Raw genomic sequence first — 19,673 nt, 5'->3', positions numbered from 1 at the left:
ATTAGCGTCATGCGGATTGCCGTGTTCGATACCTACTATTCCCGATTCCTGACGATGCACTATCGTCGCAATCGGGATTTGAGGTCGGCCTCTTCCCAAAAGCAGACGGACGCTCTGCTCGAGGCTGCGTTCGGCACATCAGATTTCTATTCGCGCCACCTGAAAGAGCTTGGCTGCGATGTCATCGATATCGTCGGCAATTGCGTTCCGCTGCAATCGGCTTGGGCGCGGGAGAACAACGAACCATTCAGCCCATGGGCAATGAAATTGCCGCATCGCTTTTTCAGGTTGCCTTATATCGGCGCACGCCTGGCAGCGCTCCCCGGCTTGCTGGAGGTCGCAATGGCGCGGGTTCGAGCATTCAAGCCGGATGTCCTCTATTGTCAGGATCTCAGCTTTTTTCCGCCTCATGCTCTGATGGAGTTGAAAAAGACTGTGCCATTGATCGTCGGCCAGATCGCTTGTCCGCTGCCCCCGGATGGCTTTCTGCGGCCCTATGATCTCATTCTGACATCCTTCCCGCATTTCGTGCCGCGTTTTCATGAGATGGGCATTAAATCCGAATATTTCAGGATCGGCTTCGATACTCGGGTGCTTGATATCCTCGGCGATGTTCCACGCGATGTGCCAGTGAGTTTCGTCGGCGGCATAAGCCGTCATCATGGCAAGGCGATCCCGTTGCTCGAACATCTTGCCGAGACCACGCCGATACAGTTTTTCGGCTATGGCGCAGCGACGCTTCCGCGCTCATCTCCCATTCGACAACGTCATAACGGGGAAGTCTGGGGCCCGGATATGTACCGCGCCCTGGCGCGCAGCCGGATCACCATCAACCGGCATATCAATGTTGCCGAGACCAATGCCAACAACATGCGGCTTTACGAGGCGACCGGTGTCGGATCGCTGCTCATCACCGACCGCAAAGATAATCTCAGTGAGATTTTCGACATAGGCAAGGAAGTGGTCGCCTATTCCAGTCCTGAGGAAGCTGTGGAACTCATCCGCTACTATATAGACCACCCTGACGAGGCCGATGCCATCGCCAAGGCAGGTCAGGCCAGGACGTTGAAGGATCACACCTACAAGTCGAGAATGAAAGAGTTGATGCCGATCCTCGAGAGACATCTGGAGAAACAGGGCTGATGTCATTTGTTCGTACGACGCTCAACCGCTTTCCGGTGTTGAAGAGCCAGCTGAAGCGATTGCGTGAACAGCTGCTGCCGGCGGCATCGGTATCCTCCCACTATGTAGAGATCGATTCAGCTCGGCGAGACAGCGAAAGCTCGCGCCTTGCCGCATCGTGGAAAGCGAGTGATCTGCCTGCACGCCAGAGAGCGCTCGTCGAACGCCAGTTGAAGGACTATCGCGGCGGCGCTTCTATCGATGTATTCGATGTCTTTACCGCTGCGCTGCGTAAGATCGACAATCCCCCGGCCGCCGGTTCATTGCTCGAAATCGGTTGCTCCAGCGGATATTACTCCGAGGTCCTTGAAGTAAATGGCCTGCCGTTGCGGTACCACGGCTGCGATTATTCCGATGCATTCATCGACATGGCGCGCCGCATCTATCCGGCGCTGTCGTTCGATGTGGAGGATGCAACGCGGCTCAGCTATCAGGACGATGCTTTTGATGTCGTGGTTTCGGGATGCTGCCTGCTGCATATTGCCGACTATGACGCGGCGATCGCAGAAAGCGCCCGTGTCGCCAAAGACTATGTCATCTTTCACCGCACTCCCGTCGTCTATGGTGAACCGACCAAGTATTTCCGCAAGCAGGCCTATGGTGTCGAGACCATGGAAATCCATTTTTCCGAGCAGGAGCTATTGGACAGCTTTCGGGTTCACGGCCTGGAAGTGCAGGCCACCTTCACGCTGAACGAGAGCGCGGATCCGCGTGACAGTAGCAAGGGCAATGCAAACCGCACCTATTTGTGCAGGAAACAATCCCAGTCATGACGACCTACTTCTGTACCCTTTTCGACAGCGGCTATCTCATCAAGGGCATGGCCATGATGGAGAGCCTCGTCCAATGGTGCCCAGACGCGCATATTTTTGTGCTCTGCATGGATCCGCAGGCGCAGGAGATACTGACGGCCTCCAAGAGGCGCTATATCACCTGCATTCCACTTGCCGATCTGGAGACGCCGGAACTCCTGGAGGCCAAGAAATCGCGTGGCGTCGCCGAATATTGCTGGACCTTGTCTCCTTGCCTCCCGACCTTCGTGCTGCAGCATCATCCGGAGATCGATTTCATCACCTATCTCGACTCCGATCTGCTGTTCTACTCCCCGATCCAACCCATCTTCGATGAAATCGGCGATAATTCCATCGCGATTATTGAACATCGTTTTGCCCCGAGGCTGCAGGATAGGGAGGTGAACGGCCGCTTTTGCGTGGAATGGGTGAGTTTCCGACGCGACGAGGAGGGAATGCGCTGCCTGGACCGCTGGCGCGAGCAATGCATCGAATGGTGCTACTACCGCCTCGAAGACGGCAAAATGGGCGACCAGAAATATTTGGACGAATGGCCGGATCTCTATCCGCACTGCCATATAATTGAGCATCCGGGCGCCGGCGTTGCTCCCTGGAATTACGAAAAGATGCATTTTACGCAGGATGCGTCCGGCCAGATCGAGGTCGACGGCTCACCGCTGATCTTCTATCACTTCCACCAGTTCCAACTGCTGGCCAATGGCGACTTCAATCGACTGTCGACTTTCTACACCTCCGTATGCGAGGAACCGGTCGCTGCCTACGAAGCTTACGAGCGCGCCCTGATGCGGGCATTGGATGCGATCAGGGCGATTTCCCCCGGCTTTTCCGGCGGCCTTCGTCCTGTTCGTGCTGTGGCGATCCGCAGATGGGTGCAGCGTTATGTACCCCTGCCCATTAAACGGTTCCTGCATCGTTTTATCAGGTATTGAGGACTCGCCTTCGCGACGGGTGAGTCTCGTCCTCCAGCCTATCGATACTGACGATCGATCCATTGGCGGTAGTTGCCGCTCGTGACGTTTTCTATCCAGGCACTGTTCGCAAGATACCATTCGACAGTCTTGCGAATGCCCGTATCGAACGTTTCACTTGGGCGCCAGTTCAGTTGCTGCTCGATTTTGGCCGCATCAATGGCGTAACGGCGATCATGGCCGGGGCGGTCACGCACGAAAGTGATCTGAGACTTGTAGCTTGCCCGGTCGGGCAGCGGCCTCAATTCGTCGAGGATCTCGCAGAGCGTATTGACCACCGACAGGTTGGTCAGCTCGTTCCTGCCGCCGACATTGTAGGTTTCCCCGGCTTTTCCATTCTCCAGCACACGTCGGATCGCGCTGCAATGGTCCTTGACGAAGAGCCAGTCGCGCACCTGCATTCCGTCTCCGTAGATCGGAATCTGTTTGCCCGCGAGGGCATTGTGGATGACCAGGGGAATCAGCTTCTCTGGAAAATGATAGGGGCCATAGTTGTTCGAACAATTCGTCGTCAGAACCGGCAGGCCGTAGGTGTGATGATAGGCGCGAACCAGATGATCGCTGGCTGCCTTGCTCGCGGAATAAGGACTGTTGGGTTCGTATTTGCGATCTTCGCTGAAGGCCGCTTCCGCGGGAGCAAGCGAACCATAGACTTCGTCCGTCGATATATGAAGAAAACGAAAGCTCTCTCGGAAGGCTTCATCCTGTGCGGCAAGAAATCCACGTGTAGCCTCCAACAGGCGGAAAGTGCCGACGATATTCGTCTGGATAAATTCTTCGGGGCCATGGATCGATCGGTCGACGTGACTTTCGGCCGCGAAATTCAGGATCGCACGGGGACGATGGGACCGGAGCAGTTCCGCAACGAGGTCGTAATCCGAGATGCTGCCTTTGACGAAGAGAAGGCGCGGGTTGTTCCAGACGGAGGCCAGATTCTCCAGATTGCCGGCATATGTCAGCACATCGAGGTTGACGATCGGCTCATCATGAAGCGCAAGCCAATCGAGCACGAAGTTTGCACCGATAAAACCCGCTCCCCCCGTCACCAGGATCATATTTTCCCCCTTGGAGATCTGACAGTTTGGAGAGTTCTAGTCTCATTGTGCCAGTCCCACGTCAACAAAAGAGAGCGACGATGCTCATTTCGCCGGCCTAGCTGTCGGTCATGGGGGTTGCGCTAGTTCGGCCGTTTCCATAAACACGTCCCGAAGATTGTATCGAAAGACGATGTGAAAATGACAAAAACCGCACTGATTACTGGGGTGACTGGTCAGGATGGTGCCTATCTGGCCGAATTGCTTCTGAGCAAGGGCTATACGGTGCATGGTATCAAGCGCCGGTCATCGTCTTTCAATACCGGCCGCATCGAGCATATCTACCAGGATCCGCACGAAGCACATCCGCGCTTCATCCTCCACTACGGCGATATGATCGACTCGACCAACCTCCTGCGGATCGTGCAGCAGACGCAGCCCGATGAAATCTACAATCTCGCCGCCCAGAGCCATGTGGGTGTCAGTTTCGAAACGCCGGAATATACCGCGGATGCCGACGGTATCGGGACGTTGCGGCTGCTCGAAGCGATCCGCATCCTGGGGCTCGAGGAAAAGACCCGATTTTACCAGGCATCGACCTCGGAACTTTACGGTCTTGTGCAGGAAGTGCCGCAGAGCGAAAAAACGCCCTTCTACCCGCGTTCTCCCTATGCCGCAGCCAAGCTCTATGCCTACTGGATCGTCGTGAATTATCGCGAGGCCTATGGGATGCACGCGTCGAACGGCATTCTATTCAATCACGAAAGCCCGCTTCGCGGCGAAACCTTCGTCACGCGCAAGATCACGATGGCGGTGGCTGCCATCCATCTGGGGCGGCAGGATAAGCTTTTCCTCGGCAATCTCGACGCCAAGCGCGACTGGGGCCATGCACGTGAATATGTCGAGGGCATGTGGCGCATGCTGCAGCAGGACAAGCCGGATGACTACGTCTTGGCGACCGGCGAGACGACGAGTGTCCGCCAGTTTGTCGAGTGGGCGTTTGCCGACGTGGGCATCGCTTTGGAATGGAAGGGCTCCGGCGTAGACGAAAAGGGCTATGACTCGGCGTCCGGCGTGTGCCTCGTGGAAATCGATCCGCGGTATTTCCGCCCGACGGAAGTCGATCTTCTGCTGGGTGATCCGACCAAGGCCCGTCAGAAGCTGGGCTGGCAGCACAAGACCCCGGTTCGGGAGCTCGCCGCCGAAATGGTGCGCGAGGATGTCAAGCACTGGAAGGCGCAAAACAGCCGGAAAGAGATCTAGGTGTACGACTTGTCCAACAAGAAGATCTGGGTTGCCGGTCATCGCGGTATGGTCGGCAGTGCTCTTGTGCGCAGGCTTCAATCCGAAGATTGCAACGTCATCACGGCCACGCGTCGCGAGGTCGATTTGAAGCGGCAGGACGAGGTCGAGAAATTTGTTGAAGCAAACCGACCCGACGCGATCATTCTCGCCGCTGCCAAGGTTGGCGGTATCCTCGCCAATGACAGCTATCCCGCAGAATTCATCTATGACAATCTGATTATCGAAGCGAACATCTTCGAAGCCGCCCATCGGGGGGGAGTGGACCGGCTTTTGTTTCTGGGTTCAAGCTGCATTTATCCCAAGCTTGCCCCGCAGCCGATTCCTGAAGAGGCTCTGTTGACCGGTGCGCTGGAGCCGACCAACGAATGGTACGCGATCGCCAAGATCGCCGGTATCAAGCTCGCCGAGGCCTATCGTAAGCAATACGGCCGCGATTATATTTCGGCCATGCCGACCAATCTTTATGGCCCGGGCGATAATTTCGACCTGAATTCCAGCCATGTGCTGCCGGCGCTTATCCGCAAGGCGCACGCCGCGAAACTTCGCAAAGACCCGCATATGGTGGTCTGGGGCACCGGAACCCCGCGCCGCGAGTTTCTGCACGTCGACGACTGCGCCGACGCACTGGTATTTCTTCTCAAGACATATTCCGGTGCGCAGCACGTCAATGTCGGCTCGGGGACAGATCTCGAAATTATCGAGTTGACGCGCTTGGTCTGCCGCGTTGTCGGTTACGAGGGTGAGATCATTCATGATCTTTCCAAGCCCGATGGCACGCCGCGCAAGTTGATGAGCAATCAGAAACTGCAGGATATGGGCTGGAAGCCGCGCATCTCGCTCGAGGATGGCATTGCAGCCACTTACGCCTGGTTTCTGGAGTTCGAAAGCAGATCCGATCCCGCGGTCTAATTCAGGCCACAGAGGACCATTCCTAAGGTATATTTTCGCCGTCGGCCCAAATGGCCATTCCAGCGAATAGCTCCGGCGACGGACACTCGTTAAGCTCGCCCGTCGGTCTCTCAACCGGGCGCCCATGCCCTGCGCACAATGGCATTGCTTTCCTTATAGACTTGCCGAACTTAGCGAGGTTCTCGAACTGCTTGATCGAGTGGGCACCGCAAAATCCAAATGTTCTTATTATGTTCTTGTTCTCGTTGTCCCAATAGGCTAAAGCTAGCCTATGCACACCCTTACGATAGACCAATGGGACACCGTTTCCTCCGACTTCACCGTGTGCGCAGGACTGAGTGATTTAAGATCGCGAACAATCGACGAGATTCTTTCCGAGAGACTGTTTGGCGAACTGCATCGCATCCACCGGCTTGGTCCGATCGCAGGAATGCGCCTGGGGAACGACGGCCAATCGATCCATCACCACGGAACGAATGCCGGCGGGTATGCACTTGAAGCCTTGCTGCGCATACGGCCCAACGGGCGACCCGCGCCCGATTTCGAGGGCTGGGAGATTAAGGCGCATGGCGTTCGGGACTTTTCCAAGCCTGGCAATGCACTCCTTAGTCTTCTGTCCGTCGGGCCGACCGGCGGCTTCTATCGCGAAGAGGGGCCAGAAGCATTTATCCGGCGCTTCGGCTACGCTGCGTCGAACGGGTATCCAGGCAAACTCAATCTCTATACCGATCATTTCGTCGGACAGCGGAATACAAAGACCGGACTGACGTTACATCTTATTCGGAATCGTCGGCATATCGCTCGTTGGTTCGATCCGTTGGGCGCGCTGGTTTTGTCGGCGGATGATGGCTTGCCGGCGGCGATCTGGCACTTTACCAAGCTGGCGGAGCACTGGGGCCATAAGCATGCCCGGGCGGCCTATGTGCCTTATGTGCGCGGTGGTTGGCATGGTTGCCGTGCCTTCCACTACGGTCATCTTGTCCAGATCGGCGAAGGCACCGATTTTCACCTGTTCCTGGACATGCTCGCAGCCGGCAGAATTTCTTACGATCCCAGCCTCAGTCTTGTGGGTGCTGATGATCTGCGGTGCCGGGTGAGGCGTCGGGGACAGTTTCGCATTCACGTGGGCGACCTGCCCGGTCTCTACGAGCACTTCACCACTGTTGATGTCAGGCGCGCGCCGATTGCTGTCCATGAACCAGGGGTGGGATTATCGAAACGGCGGCTGTCCGGTCGTCGTTCGCTACGCCCCTAGCTTCCTGAAATTCCGCAAGCTGTTGCGGCCAGCATCCGCTCATGCTCGTCAAAGATTTGCATTTGGTGATAAAAAGCGATTGGCTGGGGAACCTGGACTCGAACCAAGATTAACGGAGTCAGAGTCCGTCGTTCTACCATTGAACTATTCCCCAGCAGTTGCCGCCGAAGCATGGCTTGGCTGCTGTGCGGCGCTTATAACCAAAAGCGGGCGGATTGCAAATACCCGTTTTGAAAAAATTCAGTGCTGTCGTGGAAGAGGTGAAGCCGCGGCAAATCCCTCTCCCAAAAAAGAATTTGGCGATTTCGGCGGGCGCTGATATTCTTGCCGCAACGCAAAAATCGAATGAGCGCCTGCTGCATACCTCAGGACTTGCGCGGCGCGATGGAAAAACAACGTGGAAGACCCCGAAGGCGGCGCAAAGCCGCAATTTGACGGGGCGTCGGCGGCAGGGCGCAAGGACGGCAAGAAGTCCAGGCGCCGCAAGGGCAAGCGTGGCGGGCAATCCCGCAACGCGGCTCATCCCGCTTCGCATGAGCTTTCCGGCAATGCCGGGCAGTCTGCGCGCCCGATGGAAGATGCGGCCGGAAATCCGGCCCGCAAGCGAAAGCGTCGCCGTCGTGGCGGCCAGGGCGCTGCGCAGGACGGTTCATCTAATACCCATGCAATGGAGCAGACCCAGGCGGCGGGCAGTGCTGCCCGGGCCGAAGGTGAATCCGCGCCGAGCCGGCGCAACCGCCGAAAACATCGCGGTAAGCGCGGTCTTCAGGGCCGGCCGCTGACGACGGCAAAACCTTCCCCGCCGCAGCAGGAACGCCGCGCCGAAGAGACGGTGCAGCGCGCCGAGCCGCGCGAGGCACAGAACAGCGCAAATACCGGCCGCAGGGGGCGCCAGGACGGCCATGCCCATTCCGGTTATCAGGGCGCCGGTCATCAGGGCGATCGCCAGGCCGGCGACCATGCGTGGCCGGACGAACTCTATGCCGCTCTCGACCTCGGCACCAACAATTGCCGTCTCCTGATCGCCCAGCCGACCCGCCCGGGGCAATTCCGGGTGGTCGACGCCTTTTCCCGCATCGTGCGCCTTGGCGAAGGCCTGGCGGCCAGCGGCCGTCTGTCCGACGAGGCGATGGAGCGGGCGATCGAAGCGCTGAGGATCTGCGCCTCCAAGCTCAGAAACCGCGAGATCCGCCGCATGCGGCTGATCGCCACCGAAGCCTGCCGCCAGGCGATCAATGGGGAGGAGTTCCTCGCCCGCGTCGTCGCCGAAACCGGCCTGGCGCTCGAGATCATCGATCGGGAGACCGAAGCGCGGCTCGCCGTCTCCGGCTGCTCCTCGCTGGTCGGGCGCGAGACCCGCTCTGTCGTGCTCTTCGATATCGGCGGCGGCTCGTCGGAGATCGCCGTCATCCGCATCGGCGACAATCGTTACAGTCGCCTCGCCAATCACATCACCCACTGGACCTCGCTGCCGGTCGGTGTCGTGACGCTGTCGGAACGTCATGGCGGGCGCGATGTCACGCCGGAAGCTTTCGAAGGCATGGTGCGGGAAGTCGGCGGCATGCTCGAAGGCTTCGATTGCCCGGAAATCGAGGTCGCCCAGACCGGCGACTTCCATCTGATCGGCACATCGGGCACGGTGACGACGCTTGCCGGCGTTCATCTCGACCTGCCGCGATATGACCGGCGCAAGGTCGACGGCATCTGGCTGTCCGACGACGAGGTTTCCGCCATGCAGGCAAAACTGCTCTCCTGGAATTTCGAAAGCCGCGCCGCCAATCCCTGCATCGGGCCGGATCGGGCCGATCTGGTGCTCGCCGGCTGCGCCATCCTCGAGGCGATCCGCCGCCGCTGGCCGAGCCCGCGCATGCGCGTCGCCGATCGCGGCTTGAGGGAAGGGCTGCTCACCGACATGATGGCCGATGACGGCGTGTGGCGGCGCAACCGCAACCGCCGCGGCCAGCGAGCCAGATAGGGAAAAAGGCATGACCAAAGCACCGATCGCGGGAAACCGCACCGGCCGCAAGCTCGGCCAGCGCGTCAAGAACAAGAAGATGAAGGCCTCTTCCCGGCAATGGCTGCAGCGCCACATCAACGATCCCTATGTCCAGCGCGCCCAGCTGGAAGGCTATCGTGCCCGCGCCGCCTTCAAGCTTTTGGAGATCGACGAGAAGCACCATATCCTGCGCGGCGCCAAGCGCATCATCGATCTGGGTGCTGCCCCCGGCAGCTGGTCGCAGATCGCCGCCAAGGTCACCGGCTCGACGGATGAGGATATCCGCGTGGCGGCGATCGATTTTCTCGAAATGGCCCAGCTGCCCGGCGTCAAGATCCTGCAGCTCGATTTCCTCGATCCGACTGCGCCGAAAAAGCTGCTGGAGGCCGTCGGCGGCACGCCCGATCTCGTCATCTCCGACATGGCAGCACCGACCACCGGCCACCACCGCACCGACCATTTGCGCACCATGCATCTCTGCGAAGTCGCGGCGCAATTTGCCGTCGAGGTATTGGGGGAGGGCGGACATTTCCTCACCAAGACCTTCCAGGGCGGCACCGAGCGTGAGCTGCTCGCTATGCTGAAGCAGAACTTCCGCCAGGTCGTTCATGTCAAGCCGAATGCCTCACGCGCCGAATCGGTCGAGATGTTTTTGCTGGCCAAGGGCTTCAAGGGGCGCAAGGTCGAAGGCGACGCTGAGAAAGCTTGATCTTCAGCCGGTCCGGACCGATGATGACGGTCTCAAGAGTTGAACTGCTGATCCCATGCTTCTGTACATCACGCTCGGAACCAACGACCTTTATCGCGCAGGACAGTTTTATGATGCCGTGCTGCCTCTGCTCGGCTATCGCCGCCAGCACTATTCGGAAGAGGAAATCGGCTATTCCGCCGACAGCGATACGCGCTGCCGCTTCTGGGTGGTGACGCCCTTCAATCGCCGCCGGGCGACATCAGGCAACGGCGCCATGGTCGCGCTCGCGGCCGAAACCCGGGCGTCCGTCGATGCTTTCCATGCGGCTGCGATTGCGGCAGGCGGCGTCGATGAAGGTGGGCCGGGCCTTCGCCCCTACCACGCCCATTTCTATGCCGCTTATGTGCGCGATCTCGACGGCAACAAGCTCTCTGCCGTTTGCGAAAATCCGGAATAAAACGACAGCGCCGCGCGTCCTTTTGAGGCGCAAGGGACATTGTAGCAACTTGAACCTATTTGACCGGCTGCTCGGCTTCAACAGTCGATACCGTCACCACCTTGGAGCGGTGGCCGGAAACCAGTGCGCCGGCATTGCGGTCCATTCTGACGAAGGGAATGGTGGCGATGACGGTCAGTCCTGAGATGATGTAGAAGGCGAGATGGAAGTCGGCGACCTGCAATGCTTCTCCCCTGATATAGATCGAGCTTTCCAGGATCGCGGCGGCAACCGCAACCCCGAGTGCCAGGCTGACCTGCTGCATCACCGAACTCATCGATGTCGCTTGGCTCGCTTCGGCATCGTCGATATCGGCGAAGGCAAGCGCATTGACGCCGGTGAACATGAAGGAGCGCGAGAAGCCGCCGATGAGCAGCACGCCGATGATGACGAGATGCGGCGTTGCCGGCGTGAACAGGCCGGTGACGACGGTCACGAGCGTCGTCACCATGGCGGCGCAAAGCAGCGTCGTGCGGAAGCCGATGGCGGCGAAGACGCGCTTTGCCATGAACTTGGTGGTGATCGCCCCGATGGCGCCTGCAAAGGTGATCAGGCCGGATTGGAACGGCGTCAGCCCGAAACCGAGCTGCAGCATCAGCGGCGTCAGGAAGGGCATGGCGCCGACGCAGATGCGAAAGAGCGTGCCGCCGAGCGTCGAGGCCCGGAAAGTTGGGTTCTTGAACAGGTCGAGGTTGAGGATCGGTGCCGGGTGGCGCTTCGCATGACGCACATACAGGACGCCGCAGACGAGGCCGATCACGGTGGCGGTGACGCCGATGATCGGCGGCAGGGCCGGCAGGCTGACCACCGACAGGCCGAAGACGACGCCCGCGGCCGAAAACGAAGTGAGCACGAAACCGGTGAAATCAAGCTTCGGCGGCGCCGTCGCCTCGACCTCCGGCAGGAAGATCGTCGCCAGCCAGATGCCGATGATGCCGACCGGCACGTTGATCAGGAAGATCCAGTGCCAGCTGAAATAGGTGGTGATGAAGCCGCCGAGCGGCGGGCCGGTGAGCGGGCCGACCAGCGCCGGGATGGTCAGCAGCGCCATGGCCGAAACCAGATCGCTGCGCTTCGTCGTGCGCACCAGCACGAGACGGCCGACCGGCGTCATCATCGCCCCGCCCATGCCCTGCAGGAAGCGGGCGAAAACGAATTCGACGAGATTGGACGAGATGGCGCAGAAGATCGAGCCGATGACGAAGACCGCGATGGCAAGGCGGAAGATCTTCTTGGCGCCGAACCTGTCGGCCATCCAGCCGCTGACCGGGATGAAGACCGCCAGCGCCACCATATAGGAGGTCAGCGCCAGCTTCAGCGTGATCGGCCCGACATTCAGATCCGCCGCGATCGCCGGCAGCGCCGTCGCAATGACGGTGGAGTCCATCTGTTCCATGAAGAGAGCGACGGCGAGGATCAGCGGAACGATGCGGTTCATAGGCGGGAGGCCTTGATGGGCTGCGGATGGGAGCTGGGAAGGCCCGTGCTGTTTAGTCCCACTTCACAAGCCTGCCAATCCCTCAATCCGCCTCGGAGACACGTTTGCTTCACGTCTGCGTGAGACGGCTTGTCCGACAACGTCGGGTGGCAAGATTGAGATATGTCTGTTCCGCCGAAAGAAGAAATCCGGCTGGAATCGACATCGGGGGCCGTGCGGCGACGCACCGCACGTCATGGAAGGATGGACATATGGCAATGTCGTCGGGAATAAAGCGGCGCACCCTTTTTGCCGCAGGCCTCGGCCTGCTCGCGGCGCCGGTTATTTTAAGAGAGAGGGCCGAAGCGGCCGCGACGGGAGAAACGAATAAAATGGATTTAACGCCTGCGCCGCAGATCAATCAATTCAAGCTCGGTTCCTATAAGTTCACCGTCATCAGTGATGGCATCAACATCTCCGAAAACCCGCATGAAACCTATGGCACCGATCAGGACCCCGAAACCGTAAGGGCATTGCTGAGCGCAAACTTCCTGCCGACCGACAAGCTGGTGAACGGCTATGCGCCTGTTCTCATCGATACCGGTTCGGACGTCATTCTCGTCGATACCGGCTTTGGCGCCGCCGGCCGCGCACGCGGTCTCGGAAAGCTCGTTGACGGCCTGAAGGCGGCGGGATACTCGGCCGACGACGTCACCGTCGTCGCGCTCACCCATCTGCATGGCGACCATATCGGCGGGCTGATGGAAAACGGCGCGCCCGCCTTCAAGAATGCCCGTTATGTCGTCGGTCAGGCTGAATATGATTTCTGGTCGAGCAAGGCGCGCGAGGGCACGCCGGCCGAGGGCGGCCACAAGGCCGTGCTCGCCAATGTGGCGCCGCTTGCCGAAAAGACCACCTTCATCAAGGACGGCGACAGCGTCGCGCCCGGCATGACGGCGATGCTGGCGGCCGGTCACAGCCCGGGGCACATGGTGTTCCACGTCGAATCGGAACGAAAGCACCTGGTTCTCACCGGCGATACGGCCAATCACTATATCCTGTCGCTGCTGCGCCCGGATTGGGAAGTGCGCTTCGACATGGACAAGGCGCAGGCCGCGGTCGCCCGCCGCAAGGTCTTCGACATGATCGCGACCGAGAAGATCGCCTTCCTCGGCTATCACATGCCGTTCCCGGCGGTCGGTTTTGCCGAGAGGCAGGATGGCGGCTATCGCTTCGTGCCGAAGACCTATCAGTTCGACATCTGATCTACCGCATGTCGCCCGGAAGTGTGCGGCGGTTCCGGGATTACGACATGCGCAAACAAAGAGCTAAAGCGCGTCGCATCAACCAATTTTGACGCGATGCGCTTTAGATGCATGGCACCCATGACGAGCCCGGCGGACAGGCCGGGCTTTTTGCTATTTCCTTCTTGTCATAGACGTGTTACCAGCCCTCGCCAACTTCCAAGCAATCTCATGCACACCGCCGGGGCGGACGATTCGTTTCCGGGCCAGGTTGCATTTTCTTAAATGAAGGAATTTGGCCATGGCACGCATCATAGAAACGGCAACCGGCGCGGACGCGCTTACCTTCGACGACGTGCTGCTGCAGCCCGGCCACTCCGAGGTCATGCCCGGCCAGACGAACATCGCGACCCGCATCGCCCGGGATTTCGATCTCAACATCCCGATCCTGTCTTCGGCCATGGATACCGTCACCGAAAGCCGTCTGGCGATCGCCATGGCCCAGGCCGGCGGCCTCGGCGTCATCCACCGCAACCTGACGCCGGTCGAGCAGGCCGAAGAAGTCCGCCAGGTGAAGAAGTTCGAAAGCGGCATGGTCGTCAATCCGGTCACCATCGGCCCGGAGGCAAAGCTTGCCGAAGCGCTCGCGCTGATGAAGTCGCACGGCATCTCCGGCATTCCCGTCGTCGAGAAGTCGGGCCGCCTCGTCGGCATCCTGACCAACCGCGACGTCCGCTTCGCCTCCGATCCGGAGCAGAAGATCCACGAGCTGATGACCAAGGATAATCTGGTCACCGTCAAGGAGAGCGTCGATCAGCAGGAGGCCAAGCGCCTGCTTCACTCGCATCGCATCGAGAAGCTGCTGGTCGTCGATACCGAAGGCCGCTGCGTCGGCCTGATCACCGTCAAGGACATCGAGAAGTCGCAGCTGAACCCGAACGCCTCCAAGGATGCGCAGGGCAGGCTTCGCGCCGCCGCCGCCATCAGCGTCGGCGATGACGGCTTCGAGCGCGCCGAGCGGCTGATCGATGCCGGCGTCGACCTGCTGGTCGTCGATACCGCTCACGGCCATTCGCAGCGCGTGCTGGATGCCGTCACCCGGGTCAAGAAGCTCTCCAACTCGGTGCGCATCATGGCCGGCAACGTCGCCACCTATGACGGCACGAAAGCGCTGATCGATGCCGGTGCGGATGCCGTCAAGGTCGGCATCGGCCCGGGCTCGATCTGCACGACGCGCATCGTCGCCGGCGTCGGCGTTCCCCAGCTCGCCGCCATCATGTCGGCGGTTCAGGCAGCACAGGCTCAGGATGTGCCCGTGATTGCCGATGGCGGCATCAAATTCTCCGGCGATCTTGCCAAGGCGATCGCCGCCGGCGCTTCCGCCGTCATGATCGGCTCGCTGCTGGCCGGCACCGATGAGAGCCCGGGCGAGGTCTATCTCTACCAGGGCCGTTCCTTCAAGGCCTATCGCGGCATGGGCTCCGTCGGCGCCATGGCCCGCGGCTCGGCCGACCGCTATTTCCAGGCGGAAGTGCGCGACACGCTGAAGCTCGTGCCTGAAGGTATCGAGGGCCAGGTGCCCTACAAGGGGCCGGTCTCGGCCGTCGTCCACCAGCTTGCCGGCGGTCTCAAGGCGGCCATGGGTTATGTCGGCGGCAAGGATCTGAAGGATTTCCAGGAGCGGGCGACGTTCGTTCGCATCTCCGGCGCCGGCCTTCGCGAGAGCCACGCCCACGACGTGACGATCACCCGCGAAAGCCCGAACTATCCGGGCGCCGGCCTCTGATTATGAAAGCGGGCAGCGGGATTCCTCTCTGGATCGTCGCGCTGCTCGCAGCCCTCTGCCTTGCCGTGCTCGCCTGGACGACCTTCGGCTTTGTCGTGCCCTTCAAGCACGAAACCGGGCAGGCGGTGCTCGATACCTATTTCGCCGGTTACGACGAAGCGGCCGTCTTCCACATGCAGAAGCTGCTCGATGAGAACGAGACGGCGACCCGGCTGCTCAGAGCCATGTATTTCGGGCCGGAACTGATCTTTCCGGCCCTGCTGACGGCGCTGCTGTTCCTCGCCTTCGTCAAGCTTGGTCCCGCAGGCGCGTGGTTCGGCCGATCGGAACATCCGCTCGCCGCCAAGGCGGTCTACCTGCTGCCGTTCCTCTACGGCATTGCCGACTACGGCGAGAATATTGCCAGCCTGATCGCCTTCGGCGACAGTGGATCCGCAAATCTCGCAGCGCAAATGCTGCCGTGGATGACAAGGCTGAAATTCGCAAGCCTCGCCATCTGCTTCATCCTTATCGCCCGGCTTGCCATTCTCCGCTGGCTCTCCGCGCGCCGGGACTGAGCGCGCTTTCGCGGGCGCTGGTATCCGGCTTCCCTTTCGGCTACTGCTCGCTGCGAATGCTGACGCGGAAAAGGACTCGGGCGCCCATATGACCGGCTATCAAATCTTCTGGCCACTCCTTGCCCATGTGGCCCTGGTCTATGGTCTTTATGCCCTTCTCGGACTGCGGCGCGCAAAAATGGTCCGCGCCGGCAGCATCGCGAAATCGGATTACCGCGAAAATCGTGACGAGCCGGCCGAAAGCCTCGTCGTCAAGAACTGCCTCGCCAATCAGTTCGAACTGCCGGTGCTGTTCTACGCCTGCTGCATTCTTCTCTATGTCACCGAGGCGGATAATATCGTCGCCGTCGGCCTCGCCTGGCTCTTCGTCGCCCTGCGGTACGCCCATGCCGCCGTGCATGTCAGCAGCAACGACCTCCGCTACCGCAGCCCGCTCTTTGCCGCAGGCTGCCTCTCGCTCGCCGCCATGTGGGTCTGGCTCGCCGCCTGGATGGCAATGGGATAGTGCCCCCCGCGCTACCGGCCAACCGCGGATCGGAATCGGTTCAAGGTCAGAATTATTCAGCAATTCAAAATGTTACAGCATCCCTCACGCGTCTGAAAAGACCGGCGGTGCTGTCGTCTGCCGACAATATAGTCATGCGCACCTGCGCCGGTTTCCAAGGGTGGACTGGATGGGAAACCGCTATTCTTCAGCGGCCGAAGAACAATTCAGAAACATGGTTACCAATATTTAAATCAATTGACCTATTTCTACGCGAGCGAATAGTGGCAGGGACGATTTGCGAGCGAAGATGGACGAGAGGATAGGCGGGGCGGCGCTCCATCGAATGGCCATGCTGCGGCTTGCGGGATCGGCGAGCACCGCGGCGCTGGCGCTGATGCTGGCAGCAGAGCCGGGACGGGCGCAGCAGGTCATTACCGGCAGCGACACGGAGATCGTCGACGGCAACGATCCGGGCGGCACCGGCACGGGCACGCAGCCGGCTCCTTGGACGATCAATGACACCCTTGTCATTGGCGATCAGAATGGTGACGATGCAGCCCTGATCATCCGCAATGGCGGCGAAGTCAGCAACGATGCCGGCGTGCTCGGTGCCGATCCCGGCGCCAGCGGTACGGTGACGGTCACGGGGGCAGGCTCGACCTGGAGCAATTCCGACGACCTTTATGTCGGCCATCAGGGCACCGGGGCGCTGACCATCGAAGACGGCGCCGCGGCCGACAACGTATTCGGCCATATCGGCTATTTCTCCGGCGCGAGCGGCACGGTGACGGTCACCGGTAGCGGCTCGACCTGGACCAATTCCCAGAATCTCACTATCGGCGACAGCGGCACCGGCACTCTGATCATTTCCAATGGCGGGACGGTCAGCAGCGCATCCGGTTTTATCAGCAATGATTCCAGCGCCGTCGGCGAGGTCATCGTCACGGGCGCGAACTCGCTCTGGAGCAATATCAACGATGTCTCGGTAGGCGAGGCCGGCGCGGGATCGCTGACCATTTCGAACGGCGGCTCGGTCACCAGCAGCTTTGGCTATGTCGGCTTCAGTACGAACGGCAGCGGCGTGGTCAGCGTGACCGGTACGGGATCGAGCTGGATCAATTCCAATGAGCTGTATGTGGGCGAATTCGGCTCCGGCAGCGTGACGATCGATAACGGCGGCCTGATTTCGGCTTCCGGGGTCGTCATCGCCGACGATTCGGGTGCGACGGGAACGGTGAACATCGCCGGAAGCGCCGGAAACGGGCGTGGCGTCCTGGAGACCGGTTATATCGACAGCGGCGCCGGTGATGCCAGCCTCGTCTTCGACGGCGGTATTCTGCGCGCAACGGGCAATGAGGCAAATTTCCTCGGCGGTTTCAGCGCCGGCGAGGTCATCTTCGATGCCGGCGGCGCCTTTATCGACACCAACGGCTTTGCCATCGGCATATCGACGGATCTGCAGGGGACCGGCGGCCTCACCAAGCAGGGCGCCGGCACCCTGACGCTGTCCGGCACCAACATCTACACCGGCGTGACCACGGTCGAGGCCGGCACCCTGCTGGCGGGCAGCGCCGGCGCCTTTGTGCAGAACCGCGCCTATGCGGTCAACGGCGGTATCCTCGATCTCGGTGGCTTCGACCTGACCATGGGGCAGCTTTCGGGAAGCGGTGGCGAGATCGCGATCGGCAGCGCCGACTTGACCATCGACCAGGCGAGCGACAGCATCTATGGCGGCATATTCTCCGGCAGCGGCGACCTGACCAAGCTCGGCAGCGGCACCTTGCGCCTGACCGGCAACAGTTCGGCCTTTACAGGCACGACCACGGTTTCGGGTGGCCGCCTCATCGTCAACGGCAGCCTTGGCGGCATCCTCACGATGACCGGCGGCAGGCTGGGCGGGTCTGGTGATGTTGGTGCGCTGACTGCCGGCGCCGGCGTCACCATTGCGCCCGGCAACTCGATCGGGACCTTGACGGTCGGCGGCAACCTCACTTTCGATGCGGGCGCCACCTATGAGGTCGAGGTCGATCCAGCCGGCACCGCCAGCGATTTGATCTCGGTCACCGGCACCGCGTTTCTGAACGGCGCCACCGTTAGCCACATCGGCATGAATGGTGACTACAAGCCGTTCTCCACCTATACGATCCTGACCGCGAGCGGTGGGATCAACGGGACATTCGGCGCCGTCACCTCCAATTATGCCTTTCTGGATGCCGACCTCTCTTACGATCCGAACAATGTCTATCTGGAAATCGCACGCAACGATGTGCGCTTCAGCGACATGGCGGCGACCCGCAACCAGTTTGCCGCGGCGCAGGCCGCCGAGTCGCTCGGCTCCGGCAATGACATCTACGATGCCATCGTCACCTTGCCCGACGACGACTCCGAGGTGCAAGCGAGCTTCGACGCGCTTTCCGGCGAAATCCACGCCTCGATCAAAACGGCGCTGATCACGCAGAGCCTGTTTGTCCGCGAGGCCGCCAACGAACGCCTGCGGTCGGCTTTCGCCAATGCCGGCGCCACCGCGGTCCCGATCCAGGCCTTCTGGCCGGGCGCGCCGGAACTGACCGCTGCCGATGCTTCCGACGCGCCGGTTTTCTGGAGCACGGCCTTCGGCGGCGGGAGCGAGATACGCACGGATGGCAATGCCGCCACCCTCAACCACCAGACCGGCGGTTTTCTCGCCGGCGTCGACACCAGCTTCGATGACATCCGGTTCGGCCTGATGGCCGGTTACAGCAATTCCGGCTTCGATCCGCGCCACCGCGCGTCCTCGGGATCGAGCGACGATTATCACCTCGGTCTTTACGCCGGCACGCAATGGGGCGATCTCACCTTCCGCTCCGGCCTGGCGCACACCTGGCATCAGATCGACACCAGCCGCCGCGTCGTCATCGGCAGCTTCGAGGACAGGCTGGAAGCAAGCTACGATGCCGGCACGCTGCAGGCCTTTGCGGAGCTGGGCTATCGGTTCGAGACGGCGGCGGCCGCCTTCGAGCCCTTCGCCAATCTTGCTCATGTCGGTGTTCGAACGGCGGGTTTTACCGAAGAGGGCGGGGCCGCCGCGCTCGACAGCGCCGGCCGCACGACCAGCACCACCATAACAACGCTTGGCCTGCGTACCGATATGGATATCCGCCTGGGCCGGACGAACGCCACCCTGCGCGGCATGGCAGGCTGGCGGCATGCAGCCGGCGACATCGTTCCAGTATCGACGCAGGCTTTCGCAGGTGGAGAGGCGTTCACCGTCGCCGGTGTGGCGCTGGCGGAGAACGCCTTCGTTCTCGACGTCGGGCTTGACTTCGACCTCAGCGAGGGCTCTGCCCTTGGCATCGGCTATTCCGGCCAGGTCGCCGATAATGCGCAGCAGCATGGGGTCAGGGCGGCCTTGTCGATGAAATTCTAAAATCCGCCGAACCCGTCATTCCTTCGCAACGAAGGGTGGCGACGCCTGCACCTTTCCAGCCGGAATTTCGCAACCGTTTACCGCTTCAAGATGTAAATGCAACTCAATGGAGCACGCCTAGAGTCCCG

At 60.7% G+C, this 19,673-nt stretch carries 16 protein-coding genes and 1 tRNA gene; 14 read left to right on the top strand and 3 right to left on the bottom strand.

The features are described from left to right. Positions 1-9 precede the first annotated feature (9 nt). From QMO80_RS08990 to QMO80_RS08980, 3 genes are read left to right on the top strand one after another with little or no spacing between them, the layout of a single operon-like run. A complete protein-coding gene (locus tag QMO80_RS08990) occupies positions 10-1,143 on the top strand; it encodes a glycosyltransferase (RefSeq protein ID WP_283199753.1) in 1,134 nt (377 codons plus the stop codon). Then, positions 1,143-1,955, top strand: coding sequence for a class I SAM-dependent methyltransferase (locus tag QMO80_RS08985; RefSeq protein WP_283199752.1), 813 nt, complete (start codon positions 1,143-1,145; stop codon positions 1,953-1,955). Before QMO80_RS08990 ends, QMO80_RS08985 begins: the two co-directional genes overlap by 1 nt. Beyond that, a complete protein-coding gene (locus tag QMO80_RS08980; RefSeq protein ID WP_283199751.1) occupies positions 1,952-2,923 on the top strand; it encodes a hypothetical protein in 972 nt (323 codons plus the stop codon). Before QMO80_RS08985 ends, QMO80_RS08980 begins: the two co-directional genes overlap by 4 nt. A gap of 38 nt (positions 2,924-2,961) precedes the next feature. Here the strand turns inward: QMO80_RS08980 and rfbB are convergent, their stop codons facing one another. Continuing rightward, positions 2,962-4,017 carry a dTDP-glucose 4,6-dehydratase gene (rfbB, locus tag QMO80_RS08975; protein ID WP_283199750.1) on the bottom strand — a complete coding sequence of 352 codons (1,056 nt, stop codon included), beginning with the start codon at positions 4,015-4,017 and terminating at the stop codon, positions 2,962-2,964. Between the two features lie 180 nt (positions 4,018-4,197). Here rfbB and gmd point away from each other — a divergent pair, with 180 nt between their 5' ends. The 3 genes from gmd (at position 4,198) to QMO80_RS08960 (ending at position 7,465) form a co-directional block, all read left to right on the top strand. Continuing rightward, positions 4,198-5,259 carry a GDP-mannose 4,6-dehydratase gene (gene gmd, locus QMO80_RS08970; protein WP_283199749.1) on the top strand — a complete coding sequence of 354 codons (1,062 nt, stop codon included), beginning with the start codon at positions 4,198-4,200 and terminating at the stop codon, positions 5,257-5,259. Beyond that, entirely contained in the window at positions 5,260-6,210 is a 951-nt protein-coding gene (locus tag QMO80_RS08965) for a GDP-L-fucose synthase (RefSeq protein WP_283199748.1), read from the top strand. A 271-nt stretch (positions 6,211-6,481) separates the two neighbouring features. Then, on the top strand, positions 6,482-7,465 hold the full coding sequence (locus QMO80_RS08960) for an MvaI/BcnI family restriction endonuclease (RefSeq protein WP_283199747.1): 984 nt from the start codon (positions 6,482-6,484) through the stop codon (positions 7,463-7,465). Between the two features lie 80 nt (positions 7,466-7,545). Here QMO80_RS08960 and QMO80_RS08955 read toward each other — a convergent pair. Continuing rightward, positions 7,546-7,619 (bottom strand) — tRNA-Gln (locus tag QMO80_RS08955). Between the two features lie 243 nt (positions 7,620-7,862). On the opposite strand from QMO80_RS08955, the gene QMO80_RS08950 reads away from it, so the two are divergent. The 3 genes from QMO80_RS08950 to QMO80_RS08940 are packed head-to-tail and all read left to right on the top strand — an operon-like array spanning position 7,863 to position 10,609. After that, positions 7,863-9,440 (top strand): exopolyphosphatase, encoded by a 1,578-nt coding sequence (locus QMO80_RS08950; RefSeq protein WP_283199746.1) that lies wholly within the window; start codon positions 7,863-7,865, stop codon positions 9,438-9,440. Between the two features lie 10 nt (positions 9,441-9,450). Beyond that, on the top strand, positions 9,451-10,170 hold the full coding sequence (locus tag QMO80_RS08945) for an RlmE family RNA methyltransferase (protein ID WP_283199745.1): 720 nt from the start codon (positions 9,451-9,453) through the stop codon (positions 10,168-10,170). 55 nt (positions 10,171-10,225) lie between these two features. Then, positions 10,226-10,609: a VOC family protein gene (locus tag QMO80_RS08940; protein WP_097623957.1), complete on the top strand. Its 384-nt coding sequence runs from the start codon at positions 10,226-10,228 to the stop codon at positions 10,607-10,609. 55 nt (positions 10,610-10,664) lie between these two features. Here the strand turns inward: QMO80_RS08940 and QMO80_RS08935 are convergent, their stop codons facing one another. Next, positions 10,665-12,086: a DHA2 family efflux MFS transporter permease subunit gene (locus QMO80_RS08935; RefSeq protein ID WP_283199744.1), complete on the bottom strand. Its 1,422-nt coding sequence runs from the start codon at positions 12,084-12,086 to the stop codon at positions 10,665-10,667. A 251-nt stretch (positions 12,087-12,337) separates the two neighbouring features. Between QMO80_RS08935 and QMO80_RS08930 the strand changes: the two genes are divergently transcribed. From QMO80_RS08930 to QMO80_RS08910, 5 genes are all read left to right on the top strand, one after another. Then, positions 12,338-13,330, top strand: a complete 993-nt coding sequence (locus QMO80_RS08930; RefSeq protein WP_283199743.1) for an MBL fold metallo-hydrolase — start codon at positions 12,338-12,340, stop codon at positions 13,328-13,330. Positions 13,331-13,610: 280 nt separating this feature from the next. After that, positions 13,611-15,095 carry an IMP dehydrogenase gene (gene guaB / locus QMO80_RS08925; protein WP_283199742.1) on the top strand — a complete coding sequence of 495 codons (1,485 nt, stop codon included), beginning with the start codon at positions 13,611-13,613 and terminating at the stop codon, positions 15,093-15,095. A 2-nt stretch (positions 15,096-15,097) separates the two neighbouring features. Continuing rightward, a complete protein-coding gene (locus QMO80_RS08920) occupies positions 15,098-15,652 on the top strand; it encodes a hypothetical protein (protein WP_283199741.1) in 555 nt (184 codons plus the stop codon). An 88-nt stretch (positions 15,653-15,740) separates the two neighbouring features. Next, entirely contained in the window at positions 15,741-16,157 is a 417-nt protein-coding gene (locus QMO80_RS08915) for an MAPEG family protein (RefSeq protein ID WP_283199740.1), read from the top strand. Between the two features lie 289 nt (positions 16,158-16,446). Further along, positions 16,447-19,545: an autotransporter domain-containing protein gene (locus QMO80_RS08910; RefSeq protein ID WP_283199739.1), complete on the top strand. Its 3,099-nt coding sequence runs from the start codon at positions 16,447-16,449 to the stop codon at positions 19,543-19,545. Positions 19,546-19,673: the final 128 nt, after the last annotated feature.

Origin of the sequence: Rhizobium sp. BT03 (assembly GCF_030053155.1) — a bacterium.
GTDB lineage: Bacteria > Pseudomonadota > Alphaproteobacteria > Rhizobiales > Rhizobiaceae > Rhizobium.
The sequence above is the reverse complement of the archived record's forward strand: the minus strand, read 5'-3'. Positions and strand labels throughout refer to the sequence as shown.

Coding starts and splice junctions, on each gene's coding strand:
- rfbB (WP_283199750.1), bottom strand. CDS start 4,017: ATGATCCTGGTGACGGGGGGAGCGGGTTTTATCGGTGCAAACTTCGTG.
- QMO80_RS08985 (WP_283199752.1), top strand. CDS start 1,143: ATGTCATTTGTTCGTACGACGCTCAACCGCTTTCCGGTGTTGAAGAGC.
- QMO80_RS08915 (WP_283199740.1), top strand. CDS start 15,741: ATGACCGGCTATCAAATCTTCTGGCCACTCCTTGCCCATGTGGCCCTG.
- guaB (WP_283199742.1), top strand. CDS start 13,611: ATGGCACGCATCATAGAAACGGCAACCGGCGCGGACGCGCTTACCTTC.
- QMO80_RS08945 (WP_283199745.1), top strand. CDS start 9,451: ATGACCAAAGCACCGATCGCGGGAAACCGCACCGGCCGCAAGCTCGGC.
- QMO80_RS08940 (WP_097623957.1), top strand. CDS start 10,226: ATGCTTCTGTACATCACGCTCGGAACCAACGACCTTTATCGCGCAGGA.
- QMO80_RS08930 (WP_283199743.1), top strand. CDS start 12,338: ATGGCAATGTCGTCGGGAATAAAGCGGCGCACCCTTTTTGCCGCAGGC.
- QMO80_RS08960 (WP_283199747.1), top strand. CDS start 6,482: ATGCACACCCTTACGATAGACCAATGGGACACCGTTTCCTCCGACTTC.
- QMO80_RS08980 (WP_283199751.1), top strand. CDS start 1,952: ATGACGACCTACTTCTGTACCCTTTTCGACAGCGGCTATCTCATCAAG.
- gmd (WP_283199749.1), top strand. CDS start 4,198: ATGACAAAAACCGCACTGATTACTGGGGTGACTGGTCAGGATGGTGCC.
- QMO80_RS08990 (WP_283199753.1), top strand. CDS start 10: ATGCGGATTGCCGTGTTCGATACCTACTATTCCCGATTCCTGACGATG.
- QMO80_RS08920 (WP_283199741.1), top strand. CDS start 15,098: ATGAAAGCGGGCAGCGGGATTCCTCTCTGGATCGTCGCGCTGCTCGCA.
- QMO80_RS08935 (WP_283199744.1), bottom strand. CDS start 12,086: ATGAACCGCATCGTTCCGCTGATCCTCGCCGTCGCTCTCTTCATGGAA.
- QMO80_RS08910 (WP_283199739.1), top strand. CDS start 16,447: ATGGACGAGAGGATAGGCGGGGCGGCGCTCCATCGAATGGCCATGCTG.